The following is a 14,638-nucleotide window of genomic DNA, read 5'->3' on the forward strand; positions in this document are numbered from 1 at the left end:
AAATTAAATAAAGGAAGGAATTTGTGATGAATTCTAAGACTGGTTTATTCGGCATCGACAGCCTCCTAGATTTAACCAAAGCTGCCGTTGTTGCTGCCCTCTACATTGTGATTACAATGGTCTTTGCAGCCTTTAGTTTTGGCCCGATTCAGTTACGCTTTTCTGAAGGGCTCAACAATTTAGCCGCGTTTAATAAGCGCTATGTGCTAGCTGTGACTCTAGGTTGTTTTGTTTCTAACATGATGTCTTCATTAGGTCCCATCGACTTAGTAGTGGGGACGGCTGAGACATTAATCGCCTTAGTAACCATTAACTTGGTAACTAGAAACATGAAATCAGTGCCAGCTCGCTTAGCAGCTTCCGTTTTAATCGCTACCTTTTACATGTTCATCATCGCGTTTGAAATTGCCTACGTGGGTAATACCGCCTTTTGGCCTACGTTCTGGGGCGCGTACCTCACTACCGCCATTGGTGAATTTCTTGCTATGACTTTGGGCGCGGTAGTCTTGTATTTCGTTAATTTACGCTTTGATTTAAGTAAATAAAAAACTGGAACTTTGACCTTTTCGTCGAAGTTCCAGTTTTTATTTACTCTTTATTCTTATGCGGACCAGTAGAACCGCGGACTACTAAGCTCGGATCGTACTCGATCGATTTGCCGTCCGTTTTGCCGTCAATTAGTTGTAATAACAAATCAGCAGCATCATGACCCATCTTTTCTTTTTCATGCATCATGGTGGTTAGACTAGGATCGATATACGCCCCAATTTGGTAGTTATCAAACCCGGCCACTGAAATGTCAGTGGGCACAGTTAAATCTAGTGACCGTACCAAGTCAATTACCTGAATGGCCAATTGATCATTGTAACAAACAATCGCCGATGGCCGGTCAGGACCTTTTAAGTAACCTTCAATCCGCTCAAACACGTTCACCAACTTATCAGATGATTGGTACATCAAAATTTGGGCGTCCAAGAAAATATCTGGATGTTCCCGGTAGGCTGCCGTAAAGCCCTCCATCCGGCGGACCCCTTGAATATCATCCACTTGGAAAATCCCTAGAATACGTTTATGCCCTTGTTCAATCAAATAGTTAGTTAGCTTGCGTTCTCCACCGTAGTCATTAGTAGTAACGTAAGGAAAATCAGCTTCCATTTCCGGATAAATCGCGTTAATAAATACCGTCGGAATGCCAAGTTCTCGAATTCGATCGTACAAATCAGCGTTAGTAGTTGGTAATGCTGATTGAGTTGGTTCAATGATGAGTCCCGCTACGTTTTTATCCAGCATTTCCATTAAAGATTCCCGCTCGCGTTCCTGATCGTTATGGGTGTTACTGATCACTAGCATATAACCATGATCAGAAATCATTCGATCGACCCCGTTGATAATATTAGGGAAAATGTAATCCGCAATGTGCGTTGACAGTAACCCAATAAACTTATTTTCCTTCTTGGAATGGGTGTCCTTTTGTCGCCAATCATCGACGTACATCCCCCCACCCTGGATTTTGTAGATGAAGTGATCATTTTCTAAATCGCTAATAGCTCGTCGAACCGTGTAACGACTAACCTTATACTTAGCCATTAATACGGATTCTGTCGGCAATTTTTGGTTAATTGCATATTCTCCGGAGGTTATTTTTTGTTTTAAGTCTTGTTTGACGTTTTCGTATTTAGTTGCCATGAACTTCCCTAGTTTCTCCACTCAAATTAATTATTACCATTATTATGACAGTTTTTCGCTAATCCGACCAGCTATCAATGCTACTTTGTGAAATTTACTAAAAAACAAGCGAGGCAAATTTGGCCTCGCTTGTTTTTATTCAATGATTAAGCGACTTTTTTAGCACTCTAGCACCAACGTGTTCGTAAAGCAGCCAGTTCCGTCTAGTTTATTTAATTTAATAGCGATCACAATCCGATCGAACTATTAAAATTAAATTTCACTATACTCACTGACTAACCGCTTTACTCACACTTACTTCTCGTGCTCCTTGTACCAAAAAGAGTCGCTTAATTCAAAATTGTTAATAGCGATCTAAAGATCGAACTATTTCCAATTTTTAAATTAATTCTCCCCTTTTTACCGGTACTCGTCACACTTATTACTAGTCAATCACCGTTGTGTTCATGTCAAACATCTTAGCTAAATCAGCCAATTGTTCTTCAGTAATTGCCAATGAGAAGACAGTGTGGTGACCACCACCAGCGTAGATCCAAGCGGTTGAGCCGGCCTTCAAACCAACCTTTGGAGTCCAAAGTTGTTTAGCAACTGGCAAATGTGGAGTTTCCTTTTCAGGCTTGTTAGCGTTAACTGCATAGCTAATCATGTTGAAACCATCACGGAAGTCAGAGATAGTTACGTCAATTCCTTCGCCTTCAGAACCAGTAAATACCAATCGAGCTGGATCTTCTTTGCCACCAATATCCAATGGGTGAACTTCAATTCTTGGTTTGTCAGATGCTAAGGTTGGGTCAACTTCAAGCATATGTGATCCCAATACGGCTTCGTGACCTTTCCGAAGATCCAAAGTGTAATCTTCCATGAAGGCAGTTTGCTTGTTGTGGCTCAATACCTTCAACAAACGATCAAAGGCAGCGGTCTTCCAGTCACCTTCACCGGCAAAACCATAACCTTCAGCCATCAATAATTGAGTAGCCAAGCCAGGTAATTGTTCCATGCCGTAAAGATCTTCGAAGTTATCTGAGAAGGCAGTGTAACCACGATCATCCATGAAACGTTTCAAACCAAAGTATTCGCGAATTTGGTACTTAACGTTGTGTTCAAATTTTTCGGCTGAGTTGTCACCTTGTACCATAGTGTAGGTTTCGCCTAATTCTTTGTACTTCTTGTCGATATCTTCGTCAGAAACCTTGTCCATTTCAGCAACTAGGTCACCAACTGCATAGTAATCAACAGTCCAACCCATTTGAATTTGGGCTTCTACCTTGTCACCGTCGGTAACGGCAACGTTTCTCATCTTGTCACCAAACAAAGCAACTTTGATCTTGAAACTTTCGTTGTAAGCTACGGCAACGTCTTCCCAAGAAGCGATTTCTGCTTGGACGTCTTCGTCACCCCAGTAGCCGTAAACGACTTTGTTGTTCTTGTTCAAACGAGTGTTGATGTAACCATATTCACGGTCACCATGAGCACTTTGGTTTAAGTTCATGTAGTCAAAATCGATTGTGTCATAAGGAATGTTGTTGAGGTATTGGGTTGCTAAGTGAAGCAAAGGTTTTTGCAATAACTTAGTTCCGCGGATCCAGTTTTTAGCTGGTGAGAAGGTGTGCATCCAAGTCATTACCCCGGCAACTTCATCGTGGTAGTTGGCTTCTTTCATGAAGTCAGTGATGCCATCAGCAGTGGTCATTACGCCCTTGTAAACAATTTCGTATGGTAATTTGCCGCTAGCGTTTAATTTGTTAACGATGTCTTCTGCATCAGAACCAACTTGCTTAAGTTGATCTTCACCGTATAAGAATTGACTCCCAGTAACGAACCAGAACTTGTAATCTTGTGTGTTTTTCATGATTAAAATCTCCTTTTATTGTTAGATGTGAGCTGCATGATCTTTTGATTTGGCACTATTTTGACCGTAGTAGGCGTTAGCACCGTGTTTCCGGTAGTAATGCTTATCAAGCAAGTATTGTGGAACGTGAATTTCGTCGCGGGTCATTTGTAAACCGTGATAAGTAATTTCGGCTGCGACTTCCAATACCTTGGCGTTGTACACTGCCTTGGCTGGTGTAGGACCCCATGAGAATGGTCCGTGTTGACTAACCAAAACGGCTGGGACTGCATCAGGATCTACTCCCCGTTTTTCAAATTCGTCTACGATCACCTTACCGGTGTTTAATTCGTAGGCTTCTTTGATTTGAGCCTCGGTCAAGGCTGGGGCACAAGGAATATCGCCGAAGAAAGTATCGGCATGGGTGGTGCTAACAGCTGGGATGTCCATCTTAGCTGCCGCAAAGGATACTGCCCATGGAGAGTGGGTATGGGTAATCCCCCCAATAGTTGGAAAATGATTGTAAAGGTAAGTGTGTGTAGGAGTGTCACTAGAAGGATTCATTTCTCCTTCGACTACTTCCCCGTTTAAATCAACGACTACCATGTCGCTAGGTTTCAAATCTTCGTAGTCAACTCCAGAAGGCTTGATTACGAATAACCCTTTTTCTCGGTCAATTCCGGAAACGTTACCCCAAGTAAAGGTAACTAATCCCAATTCTGGTAGTTGCATGTTGGCATCATAGACTTCTTGTTTTAGTTTTTCTAACATCGTTTACTTATTTACCTCCGTTTTGATCAGGAATCGTTTTAATAGCTTCGCCTTCAACTGGTAATGCGGCTACATAATTCTTCAAGAATTCTTGGTAACCAGTCACACCAGCAGGTTCTGGGCTTAACGTCATCGTTTCTGGATGGCTAAAGACGTTGCTGTCTAGGTAATCAGCTAAGTCTTGGCCGTCACCATTTTCAGCAAATTCAGCTAACACGGCCATGCCCCAAGGGCCACCCTCACCAGCGTTTTCCATAATGGTAATTGGAATATTCAAGGCATTTGCGAGAACTTGTTGACCAATCACCGGAGTCTTGAAGAGACCCCCTTGAGCGATCATGACGTCAGTTTGGATGCCTTCTTCTTCGGTTAAGATTTCCATTCCGATTTCTAAAGGTGCAAACGCAGCGTACAACTGGGTCAACATAAAGTTAGGTAAATTGAAGTTACTGTTAGGGGTTCTAACAAACAAGGGACGTCCTGCATCCATCTTGGTAATATTTTCCCCGGATAAGTAACTGTAGTTGATGAGGCCACCGGCGTTAGGATCAGCACGCGTAGCTTCCAAGAATAACGTGCCGTAGAGTTTGTCGGCCGGAATATCAACACCTAACCGTTGAGCAAAAGTACCAAATAGTGAAGTCCAAGCGTTAATATCTGAAGAACAATTATTGACGTGGACCATGGCAACTGGTGAGCCATCCGGCGTCATTACCATATCAATATCTCGGTGCACTTGTTTTAGACTTTGGTCTAAGACCACCATTGAAAAGGCAGAAGTTCCTACCGAAATATTTCCAGTTCGTTGCCGAACACTATTAGTACCAACCATTCCAGTTCCAGCATCCCCTTCAGGTGGTGCCATCAAGCTACCACCTTGGAGGTTTCCGGTTGGGTCCAATAACTTCGCTCCCGTCTCAGTTAATTGTCCCGCTGCTTGACCAGCTGGTTTAACGGCTGGCAAGACTTTTTCAATGCTCCAAGGGTATTTCTTAACGTTTGCTTGAGCGCTAAACTGATCAAGCATTTTTTGGTCATAGTAACCAGTAGCTGGATCAATTGGGAAGACCCCAGAAGCATCCCCCGTACCCAATACTTTTTCTCCTGACAGTTGCCAGTGAACGTAACCCGCTAAGGTAGTTACAAAATCTAATTCATTAACGTGGGCTTCGTCATTTAAGATTGCTTGGTATAAATGAGCGATGGTCCAACGTTGTGGGATATTAAAGTTAAATAGTTTAGTTAATTCATCAGCTGCTTGACCAGTAATGTTGTTTCGCCAAGTTCTGAATGGTACCAACAAATTATCAGCTTGATCAAAGGCTAAGTAGCCATGCATCATGGCACTGATTCCAATTGATTTGATGTTGGTAATTGGTTGATGGTATTTGCTTTGTACTTCTGCAGCTAGTTGTTTGTAACTAGTTTGAATCCCAGTCCAAACAGCTTCTAGTGAGTAAGTCCAAACGTTATTTTCTAGTTTGTTTTCCCAGTTATAGCTCCCAGCAGCCACCGTGTGGTAATCGGCAGTGATCAAAACGGCCTTGATTCGGGTAGATCCCAATTCAATACCAAGAGAAACGTTGCCGGCTTGGATGGCTTGAGAAGTTTCTAATAGATTCATGGTGAAACCTCCAATTAATTTGTAAATTATTAGTTCAATTGCTCCATTGATTTAAGGGCTCGTTAAGTCTCCGCCCTTTAAATAGATACGGATCAATCCCAACTCATTTGAAGCGGTTTCAAACTATTGATACAAAGTATTTTAAACTATTTGTCCATACAAATCAATACAATTTATTTATTTGTACGTATAAAATATCAATTTACTTCATTTGTTTTAAAATTAGTAATTTTACTAACATAATTGGTTTTCTTGAATCCATTTTCACCATTTGCTCAATTTCCCTTGTCATATTTATGGTGCCAGCACCAATAAATAGCCATAATTTCGATTAACTAATTGACTTATCCGGATCAATATTTTACGATTAAGTGAAAACGTTTACTATTATTTAGGAGGATCATTATGACTATCAGCACTTCCGAAACTCTTTTTGACCACTACGACGGTCAGCCCATCACTAAATTTTCGCTAACTAACGAAAACGGTGTAACAGTATCTGCAATTAGTTTGGGAGCTACTTTGTATGAAATTAAAGTCCCTACTAGCGATGGTTCAGATGCTAACTTAGTACTAAATTACCCTCACGCAGCTGATTATCTAGCTAATCCTTTTTATGTTTCTATGGCTATTGGGCGCACAGCCGGCCGAATTAAAGACAGCCAATTAAAGTTAGGTTCAGAAACTTTTGAGTTACAACCTAATGAAGGACCTACTAATTTGCACGGCGGCCCCCATGGTTTTAATTCTCAAGTTTGGGACGGTGAAATCACCACAGAAAATAACGTTCCCGTCATCAAGTTCCATCACGTTCAAAAAGAAGTCGACGACGCCTTTCCTGGTGATTTAGATACCACCATTACTTATCAACTAACCGAAGATAATACGGTTAAATTATCATTTACGGCTACCGCAAACGGTCATGATACGGTGTTTAATCCTACCTACCACACCTACTTCAACTTAGGTAACGAATCAGACATCTTAAACCACAATCTAATGATCAATTCCGATAGTCATCTAGAGTTTGACGAAATCAAAGTCCCTACTGGAAACCTATTAGACAATAAAAATACGCCATTTGATTTTAAAGAAAACACCAAATTAGGCGATGCTATTAAACAAATGAGCAACACGACTGAAAAAGGATTTGACGATATTTTCAAGGTTAATCCCGCTGATAACAATGAAATCGCAGTGCTTAGCGACCCAGCAACTAAGCGTTCGGTCAGCATCCGGTCAAGTAGAAACGGATTAGTAGTATTTACTGCCAATTCATTTACCGAAGAAAACATGAATTTCATCAAGACAAACGGGGTTGGTAAACCTTATGAAGGTGTAGCTCTTGAAGCTCAGACCCTCCCAGATTCAACTCGCCTACCTCAATTTGGTGATGTAATTCTAAAAGATGGTCAAACTAAAACTGAAGAAATTGATTATCATATTTCCTTTTAGATAACTAATAAAAAACACATTCCTTCTGGAATGCGTTTTTTATTAGTTATTTACTTTCACCCTAATCATATTCCAAGACAAGGGTTGTAACTCTGCTTGCACTTTATCAGTAACTACTTTTACATCATTTAATGTTTCTAATTGCATCACTTGGTCTTCATTAGTTTGCTTAATATCATATCCAGCAAATTGAGTTGCCTCTTTAATTGTTCCCAATTCAAATCCATTTAAATTAACGGCTAATTGCATATTATCTTGCGACTTATTTTCAGCAAAAATAACAATTTCATTTTGTTCCGGATTATAAACAGACACCGTGTCTAAATAGGGAACCTCGTTACTACCACTAGAATATGAATCTACTAATACTTGAGAATTAAGAGAAATTCCTTGGCCGTATTTTGCTACTTGTTGATATGGATAAAAAATTGATTGATACCAAATACTTGGGGTTCCCTCGGCATTTGTCATAATCGGTGCAATGACGTTAACTAACTGGGCTAAACAACCTATCTTAACCCGATCAGAATGCTTCATCAAAGTAATAGCCAGCCCACCAACTACCAAAGCATCCTCAAAATTATAATGATCCTCTAATAAATGAGGAGCATGTTGCCAAGGTTTTTGAGCATCGTCTGCAGCATGTGAATGATACCAAACATTCCACTCATCCATTGAAAGGTTAATGGTTTTAGAGCTATGCTTTCTAGCTTTTACTGCATCGCAAATCGCCACTACGTCGTTAATAAAGCCATCAAAGTCCACTGAAGAAGATAAAAATTTAGGTAAATCATTGTCTTCATTACCATAGTACTGATGCAACGATAAGTATTCAACATCATCATAAACGTGGTCTAGTAACGTTTCTTCCCATTCACCAAAAGTAGTCATGGTTCGTAAGGAACTACCACTAGCAATCAATTCAATGGACGGATCAACTAGTTTCATTGCCTTAGCAGTTTCATGAGCTAAGCGACCATATTCTTCGGCTGTCTTATGCCCAATCTGCCAGTCACCATCCATTTCGTTTCCTAATGACCAAACTTTAATATTAAATGGTTCTTCAGCCCCGTTTTGACGTCTGAGATCACTCCAAAAAGTGCCTTTAGGAAAGTTAGCGTATTCTACCAAGTTGCGAGCGGCATCAATTCCTCTTGAGCCTAAATTAACAGCCATATCTGGTTCTGCCCCTACCTTTTGACACCATTTCATAAATTCATGTAGTCCAAATTGGTTACTTTCAATGCTACGCCAAGCTAAATCCAATCGGGTCGGTCGTTGATCACGAGGGCCAATTCCATCTTCCCAGTTATAACCAGAAACAAAGTTACCACCAGGATAACGAACCAAAGGAACATTCAAAGATTTAACGGCTTCAATCACATCAGTTCTAAATCCATCTTCATCAGCTAATGGATGATCTGGTTGATAAATTCCTTCGTAAATAGATCTCCCCAACTGTTCTGTAAACGATCCCCACAATCTAGGATCGATTTTGCCTATCTGATCCCGTTTATTTAAATAAACATTTGCTTTCATGATTTATGTCCTCCTTCTAAAAAACTCCGATTTACCAAATTTTTAATTGATCCTAAATTTGATAAACCAGAGATTTTCTGACTTTATTTTATTTATGAGGTGGAACGGTTAAGCGAGTGGATTCCCATCCTTATCCCTTTCGCCAGCTTGGATAGGATCTTCTTTCTTCAAGAATATTGCTGCAAAAATAGTAATTACAACAACAAAGATTCCCATCCAAATGTAAGTGTGTTGGTAACCAATAGTATCGTATAAATTACCAGCAACACTAGAGAAGATAAATACAGAAATCTGTTTAGCAAAGTTTGATGCCAAAGCATAAATCGTTGCGTACAAACGAATATCAAATGCACCGGCAATGTACTTCATGATTGAAGTCAATAGCAGTGGCATTTCTAAACCGGCCAACAAACGGAACCCAACAACCCAGATCCAGTTTGGAGAAAGTGCTGATCCCAAAATACGAAGTGCAGTGATGAAACCATAAGCAATTAAACCATTTCGAGAACCAATTCGGTTAATGATCCATGGCATTGGGAACATTAATAAGAATTCAATAGCCGTTTGACCAGAAGTCATGTAACTATATACCAAAGTGCTTTGTGCAGCAGTATGGAAGAAAGTTCTAAAGAAGATGATAAATTGTTGGTCAAAAACATCAAACAAGGCAGAAGCACCCATGTAAAAAATTGCTAAAACCCAAAGGTTCTTAATTTTGAAAACAGATAAAACAGTTTTCCAATCCAAAGAATCAGAAGTATCACCAGCGGCAGCAGCGTTATCCATATCGATTTTATCACTGAAAACCAAGAGTAATACTAAGCAAGCAGCAGCAACAGTACATGCCCAAAAAATTGAGTTAGGGCTCCAAAGGAACAAGCGACCGGCAACAAGTGAAGCAACTACCCCGGCAACTGAACCACCAACCCGAGCATGAGCATATTCAAAGTGGTTAGCTAAACTAGCCCGTTGAACGTATTGTTCAATAACGGAAACCCCACCGTTCAATACAAAACTTAGAAACGCACCAGTAACAATGGCAACTAAGAATGAATTAACCTGCATTAATGGTAAGAATAACCATTGGAAGTAAGGTCCGATTAAAAGACCAGCAGCAGCGATAATCAAAATCAGGTTCTTTTTGAATAATAGCTTATCAGAAATAACACCAAAAATTGGTTGATAAATTAAAGAAATTCCGGCCATCATGGAGAACACGGCCCCTGATTCAGCACCATTTAAGTGACCAACTTGTTCCATCCATAAAGTTAAATAACCGTTAACAACTGCCCAAATAAAGAAATAGGTAAAATCAGTAAATGGGAAGCCCCAGAAGTTTTTTCTTTCTTTTTTGCCATTAGGTTCTTGATGATCAAGTTCCGCTTTGGCAGCTTTTTCATTAGTACTTACGTCATTAGTATCCAAAATCTCCACTCTCCTCGTTATTTATAGTTATAAGGAACTGGCTTACCAAAGTTAGGAGTACCATCTTCATTCCAAGTAAACGCTTGAACTTTAGTGTGTCGGTTAGGATCATACAAAGGATCACCTTTAATGTCCGTGTAATTACGACAGTGGTAAACCAAAATATCAGTTTGGTCATCTTCTGCAACGGTAAATGAATTATGACCAGGACCATATTGATGAGTTGCTAAGTCACTTTGGAAAATTGGTTTGTCAAATTTAGTCCAGTTAGTAGCATCTAGCAAATCAACATCATCAGGAACACTTAACATTCCCATACAATAGTTTTCGTCGGTAGCGCTTGCAGAAAAGGTTAAAAAGAAACGACCATTTCGGTGAATTACCGCAGGACCTTCATTTACTGAGAAAATGTGAGTTTCCCAATCATATTCTGGCTTAGATAACATTACTGGATCGGACTTAAGGGTCCATGGATTTTCCATTTCGGCAATGTATAAATTAGAGTTACCAGCAATTTCAGGATCTTTTTGAGCCCAAACATAGTAAAGTTTGTCGTGAGCTTCAAAACAGGTTGCATCTAATGAGAATGAATCCATTGGGGTTTTAACTTGGCCATGTTCAAACCAATCGTCTTCACTTTCCATCGGATTATCTTTATCGCATTCAATACAGAACATTCTGTGTTGGAACATTCCGTTTTCATCAAAAGCGGTAGTCTCTGCGGCAGCAAAGTAAATGAACCACTTACCATCAATGTAGTGAAGTTCTGGAGCCCAGATCAATTGACTCATTGGTCCAGTTTCGTGTTTTCGCCAGATAGTTCTTGGAGCTGCGTGCGCAAGCCCTTCAAGAGTTCTAGCACGTCTAATTTCAATTAAATTATAGGCTGGAACGGAAGCGGTAAAGTAATAATACCCATCAGTATGCTTATAAATATATGGATCTGCACGTTGAACGATTAGCGGATCTGTATATTGGTTTTCAATATTTGTCATTATAAATCGCCTTCCTTTTTATTTGTCCGTATAACTTTTTACGAGATAATCTTAACCAAAGTCGAAAGCGTTTGCAATACCTTTTTATGAAATAATATAATTTTTTTCGTTTGGTTTCATATTTATGTTATAATAACTTCGTTTTATGAACCGTTTACATTTTTAAAATTCATGTTTTTATTAATTTTAATTGAAGTCGGAGAATAAATAATGGATTTAGATATTTCTAACACCTCACTACCAGTTTATAAAGCATTGGCCAGTCCTATTCGCCTGCAAATTATTCAATTACTATCCGAAAAGCACATGAGCGTTCAAGATCTGGCTAGTGAATTAGACTTAAGCAACTCAATTGTTTTAATGCACCTCAACAAGTTAGCGGAAGCACAACTAATCACCTTTAAGCGCCAAGGACATCAAAAAGTTTCCTCCCTAAAAGTAGACAACATTAACGTTCACTTTCCTAATCGAATTTATCCTAGCTTTGAATCCTATACTATCAAAGTACCAGTAGGTCACTATACTACTTACTCGGTGGAACCTTCTTGTGGACTAGCCGGAATGAAAGATTTTATCGGTAAAGTTGATATCCCCGCCTACTTCATGGATCCGAATAGAATTAACGCCCACATGATTTGGTGGACTAAAGGCTTTGTAGAATATCATTTCCCAAACTATTTGAAAAAATCTGATAACTTAGAAATGCTAGATATCTCAGCAGAATTAGGATCAGAATTTCCATTTTCTAATAACGTTTGGCCTAGTGACATTACTATTTTTGTTAATAACATTGAAGTTGGTACTTGGACCAGCCCGGGAGATTTTTCAGATACTAGGGGAAAATTCACCCCTAAATGGGTCCCGGATAATGTTAATCAATACGGAATTCTAAAAACCTTTAGGATTACCGACCATGGTAGTTATCTAGATGGCCAACCATTTTCTGAAGTTTCTTTAACCGATATCGATAACGGTTCCGATATCATTTCAGTAAGGTTCGCCATCAAAGAAGAAGCCGTTAATCAAGGTGGTTGTACCATTTTTGGTTCTCATTTCGGTAATTATGATCAAGATATTGAAATGAAATTGTTTTATAGTTAATAAAAACCACCTTTCTTTCGAAAGGTGGTTTTTTTAATTGGCAACTGAAATTCTAATCATGTTCCAAGATAATGGTTCCAATGTGGCGATAAGTTGATCGTCGATTAATTTAACATCTGTGAGATCACGTAATTTCATCTTACCGTCCTTATTATCAGCTTTAGGCTCGTAGCCACTAAACTGAGTAGCTTCAAGTACTCCAACCAAATCCAGATCAGCTAATTTAATTTCAAAGTCCATCGCTTCTGTTTGGTTTTTATTTTCAGCAAAAATAGTAACTGTTTAACTAGTTTCATCATAAGTAGCAATCGAATCCAAATAAGGAACGGCTGCAAATTCCCGTGATTTATAGGTAGGCACTTCGACATGAGGTACTAATGCCTGGCCCTTACAATAATTAGATACCTGCATGAATGGATTCCCAAGTTGCTAATCGTAAACAATGTATTCAGCAAGTAGAAACTAGTGCAGTCAAATACGTTATTCCCAAATGGTTTGTAGATGGCGACTTAAAGAAACCAGCCAAGGTTTACGGAGACTTTTATCGGGTAATGGATCTAGAATATATCGCTCACCTTTTCTTCTTGCTTTCCCAATGCGATGCATCTGACCTTAAGTTAAATACTCCTCAAACATACCTTAAATGGGCGGCCCAAATCTTTGATGTTCGGGTTAACCCAGATCTTCATGATAATGAACGCGGAAAAGCTGAGGCCCAAATGATGGGCCAGTACTTCTTATACTTCAATGATTTACTAACAGCCTTAAAAGCCAATCATCTAGATCAAGAATACAAAGAAATTTCTGCCTCCTGGAAAGCTGCCACAAATAGAATGGCTACCGATGCTCCAACTCTAGCCGGAGCAATGACTGAACATTTCTTTGATAATGCCGGATTTGGTCCTGCCGCAGGGGCATTAGCTTTAGCTGGTCACCCTAAAGAAGCAGCCATTTATGGTGAACTATTAAAGGCTAACATTGGTTTTAGCAATGATTTTCGTTCTCAAAGCCCCGATCGCTGGTGGGAAGCTTTGTCTTATATGATCCATTCACTTTGGGAAGGCGTCACTGCTGCTTCAGCCTTAATTACTGGTCGCGAATTGTTCGACCCAGAATTAGTAGAAGCTGCATATCGAGGAACCGTTGCGGTCCTTTATATGTATGACTCTAACGCCACAGCCACTGATCGAAAATTAACCCCCGGTGAAGCAGCTTCTACTTATAGCATTGCCGGTCCTAATTTAAACCGACCAGATCTATCGAGAAATCGCTTTGGTCAATCTATTTTTGCTTCGGATGGTGGCATCTTCACTCGTCTTTTCCCAGATGGTTACACCGGAGAAGACGACTGGGACATGGGAGAAGAATTAGTTGCTTACCTAAATGGTTTTGGCCAAGAAGTTTATGTATATCAAGATAACGGTCGCTTCAAAGCAATCAATGGTCGCATTATTAAACAGGAAAATAACACGGTAATTGTGGAAAGTAACGCTCCTTATCCACAACGGCTTATTGATTTAACTAATCATAAGGTTATAGAAACAAATCAAAGAGAGATTAAATACCAACTATAAGCAAATAAAAAACACAGCCCTAGCTGTGTTTTTTATTGTCTAATTTCATTTGGATCCAATTCCCTAATCACTTTTGCCGGATTACCTGCAATCACCAGATTATCCCCAAAGGATTTAGTGACCACCGAACCAGCTCCTACAATCACGTTATCACCTAACGTAACTCCCGGGGTGATGATCGCACCGCCACCAATCCAACAGTTATCCCCAATGTTAATACTTGCGCCAGTCCCAATCCAATGAGTTCGACGTTCAATATCAAACGGATGACTAGCAGAATACATTTGCACGCGGGGAGCTAACAAGGCATTTTTGCCAATATTAATGGGACAGGTATCTAGCAAAATACAGTTCCAGTTAGCAAAAAAATTTTCACCTACGTGGATGTTATAACCGTAATCACAGCTAAAGTCGGGGCGCACTTCAATCTTTTCTCCAGTGGACCCAAACAAGTCCTTAGCGATTCGGGCATTACGGTCTAAGTCAGTTAACGTTGTCGTGTTGAGTTCCTTAAATAGTTGTTGAGCCCGAATACGATCGGCCACCAACTCTGGATCTTGTACGTTGTAAGGTTCTTCAGCAATCATTTTTTCTCGTTCACTTCTAGTGTCTTCAATTGGCATATAATTTACCCCTTAAT

The 14,638-nt window shown here is 39.8% G+C and carries 14 protein-coding genes; 4 read left to right on the forward strand and 10 right to left on the reverse strand.

Annotation, left to right across the window (positions count from 1 at the left end; all coding sequences use genetic code 11):
* The first annotated feature begins 26 nt into the window (after positions 1 to 26).
* A complete protein-coding gene (locus OXT66_RS00070) occupies positions 27 to 545 on the forward strand; it encodes a QueT transporter family protein (RefSeq protein WP_268595045.1) in 519 nt (172 codons plus the stop codon).
* A 43-nt stretch (positions 546 to 588) separates the two neighbouring features.
* On the opposite strand, the gene OXT66_RS00075 is transcribed toward OXT66_RS00070, so the two are convergent.
* From OXT66_RS00075 to OXT66_RS00090, 4 genes are all read right to left on the reverse strand, one after another.
* Positions 589 to 1,686, reverse strand: coding sequence for a GntR family transcriptional regulator (locus OXT66_RS00075; RefSeq protein WP_268595046.1), 1,098 nt, complete (start codon positions 1,684 to 1,686; stop codon positions 589 to 591).
* Positions 1,687 to 2,110: 424 nt separating this feature from the next.
* Complete coding sequence (gene araA / locus OXT66_RS00080; RefSeq protein WP_268595048.1) at positions 2,111 to 3,535, reverse strand: L-arabinose isomerase; 1,425 nt, start codon at positions 3,533 to 3,535, stop codon at positions 2,111 to 2,113.
* A 21-nt stretch (positions 3,536 to 3,556) separates the two neighbouring features.
* A complete protein-coding gene (locus OXT66_RS00085) occupies positions 3,557 to 4,285 on the reverse strand; it encodes an L-ribulose-5-phosphate 4-epimerase (RefSeq protein ID WP_268595049.1) in 729 nt (242 codons plus the stop codon).
* 7 nt (positions 4,286 to 4,292) lie between these two features.
* Positions 4,293 to 5,909, reverse strand: a complete 1,617-nt coding sequence (locus OXT66_RS00090) for a xylulokinase (protein WP_268595050.1) — start codon at positions 5,907 to 5,909, stop codon at positions 4,293 to 4,295.
* A gap of 405 nt (positions 5,910 to 6,314) precedes the next feature.
* Between OXT66_RS00090 and OXT66_RS00095 the strand changes: the two genes are divergently transcribed.
* Entirely contained in the window at positions 6,315 to 7,364 is a 1,050-nt protein-coding gene (locus OXT66_RS00095) for an aldose epimerase family protein (RefSeq protein ID WP_268595051.1), read from the forward strand.
* Positions 7,365 to 7,406: 42 nt separating this feature from the next.
* Here OXT66_RS00095 and OXT66_RS00100 read toward each other — a convergent pair whose 3' ends face one another.
* The 3 genes from OXT66_RS00100 to OXT66_RS00110 all read right to left on the reverse strand — a co-directional run bounded on the left by OXT66_RS00100 (position 7,407) and on the right by OXT66_RS00110 (position 11,323).
* Positions 7,407 to 8,903, reverse strand: coding sequence for an alpha-N-arabinofuranosidase (locus OXT66_RS00100; RefSeq protein ID WP_327058983.1), 1,497 nt, complete (start codon positions 8,901 to 8,903; stop codon positions 7,407 to 7,409).
* Positions 8,904 to 9,011: 108 nt separating this feature from the next.
* Positions 9,012 to 10,328 (reverse strand): oligosaccharide MFS transporter, encoded by a 1,317-nt coding sequence (locus OXT66_RS00105; RefSeq protein ID WP_268595052.1) that lies wholly within the window; start codon positions 10,326 to 10,328, stop codon positions 9,012 to 9,014.
* 17 nt (positions 10,329 to 10,345) lie between these two features.
* The gene (locus OXT66_RS00110; RefSeq protein ID WP_268595053.1) at positions 10,346 to 11,323 is read right to left on the reverse strand and encodes a glycoside hydrolase family 43 protein; all 978 of its coding nucleotides are present in this window, start codon (positions 11,321 to 11,323) and stop codon (positions 10,346 to 10,348) included.
* A gap of 210 nt (positions 11,324 to 11,533) precedes the next feature.
* Here OXT66_RS00110 and OXT66_RS00115 point away from each other — a divergent pair, with 210 nt between their 5' ends.
* Positions 11,534 to 12,424: an ArsR/SmtB family transcription factor gene (locus OXT66_RS00115; RefSeq protein ID WP_268595054.1), complete on the forward strand. Its 891-nt coding sequence runs from the start codon at positions 11,534 to 11,536 to the stop codon at positions 12,422 to 12,424.
* Between the two features lie 33 nt (positions 12,425 to 12,457).
* Here the strand turns inward: OXT66_RS00115 and OXT66_RS00120 are convergent, their stop codons facing one another.
* Both OXT66_RS00120 and OXT66_RS00125 read right to left on the reverse strand, forming a co-directional pair.
* Positions 12,458 to 12,664, reverse strand: coding sequence for a hypothetical protein (locus OXT66_RS00120; RefSeq protein ID WP_268595055.1), 207 nt, complete (start codon positions 12,662 to 12,664; stop codon positions 12,458 to 12,460).
* A gap of 42 nt (positions 12,665 to 12,706) precedes the next feature.
* Positions 12,707 to 12,835 carry a hypothetical protein gene (locus tag OXT66_RS00125; RefSeq protein ID WP_268595056.1) on the reverse strand — a complete coding sequence of 43 codons (129 nt, stop codon included), beginning with the start codon at positions 12,833 to 12,835 and terminating at the stop codon, positions 12,707 to 12,709.
* A 2-nt stretch (positions 12,836 to 12,837) separates the two neighbouring features.
* Between OXT66_RS00125 and OXT66_RS00130 the strand changes: the two genes are divergently transcribed.
* Positions 12,838 to 13,998 (forward strand): hypothetical protein, encoded by a 1,161-nt coding sequence (locus OXT66_RS00130; RefSeq protein ID WP_327058984.1) that lies wholly within the window; start codon positions 12,838 to 12,840, stop codon positions 13,996 to 13,998.
* A 32-nt stretch (positions 13,999 to 14,030) separates the two neighbouring features.
* On the opposite strand, the gene OXT66_RS00135 is transcribed toward OXT66_RS00130, so the two are convergent.
* Positions 14,031 to 14,621 carry a sugar O-acetyltransferase gene (locus tag OXT66_RS00135; RefSeq protein WP_268595057.1) on the reverse strand — a complete coding sequence of 197 codons (591 nt, stop codon included), beginning with the start codon at positions 14,619 to 14,621 and terminating at the stop codon, positions 14,031 to 14,033.
* Between the last annotated feature and the right edge of the window lie 17 nt (positions 14,622 to 14,638).

Source organism: Lentilactobacillus senioris (genome assembly GCF_026798195.1).
Lineage (GTDB): Bacteria > Bacillota > Bacilli > Lactobacillales > Lactobacillaceae > Lentilactobacillus > Lentilactobacillus senioris_A.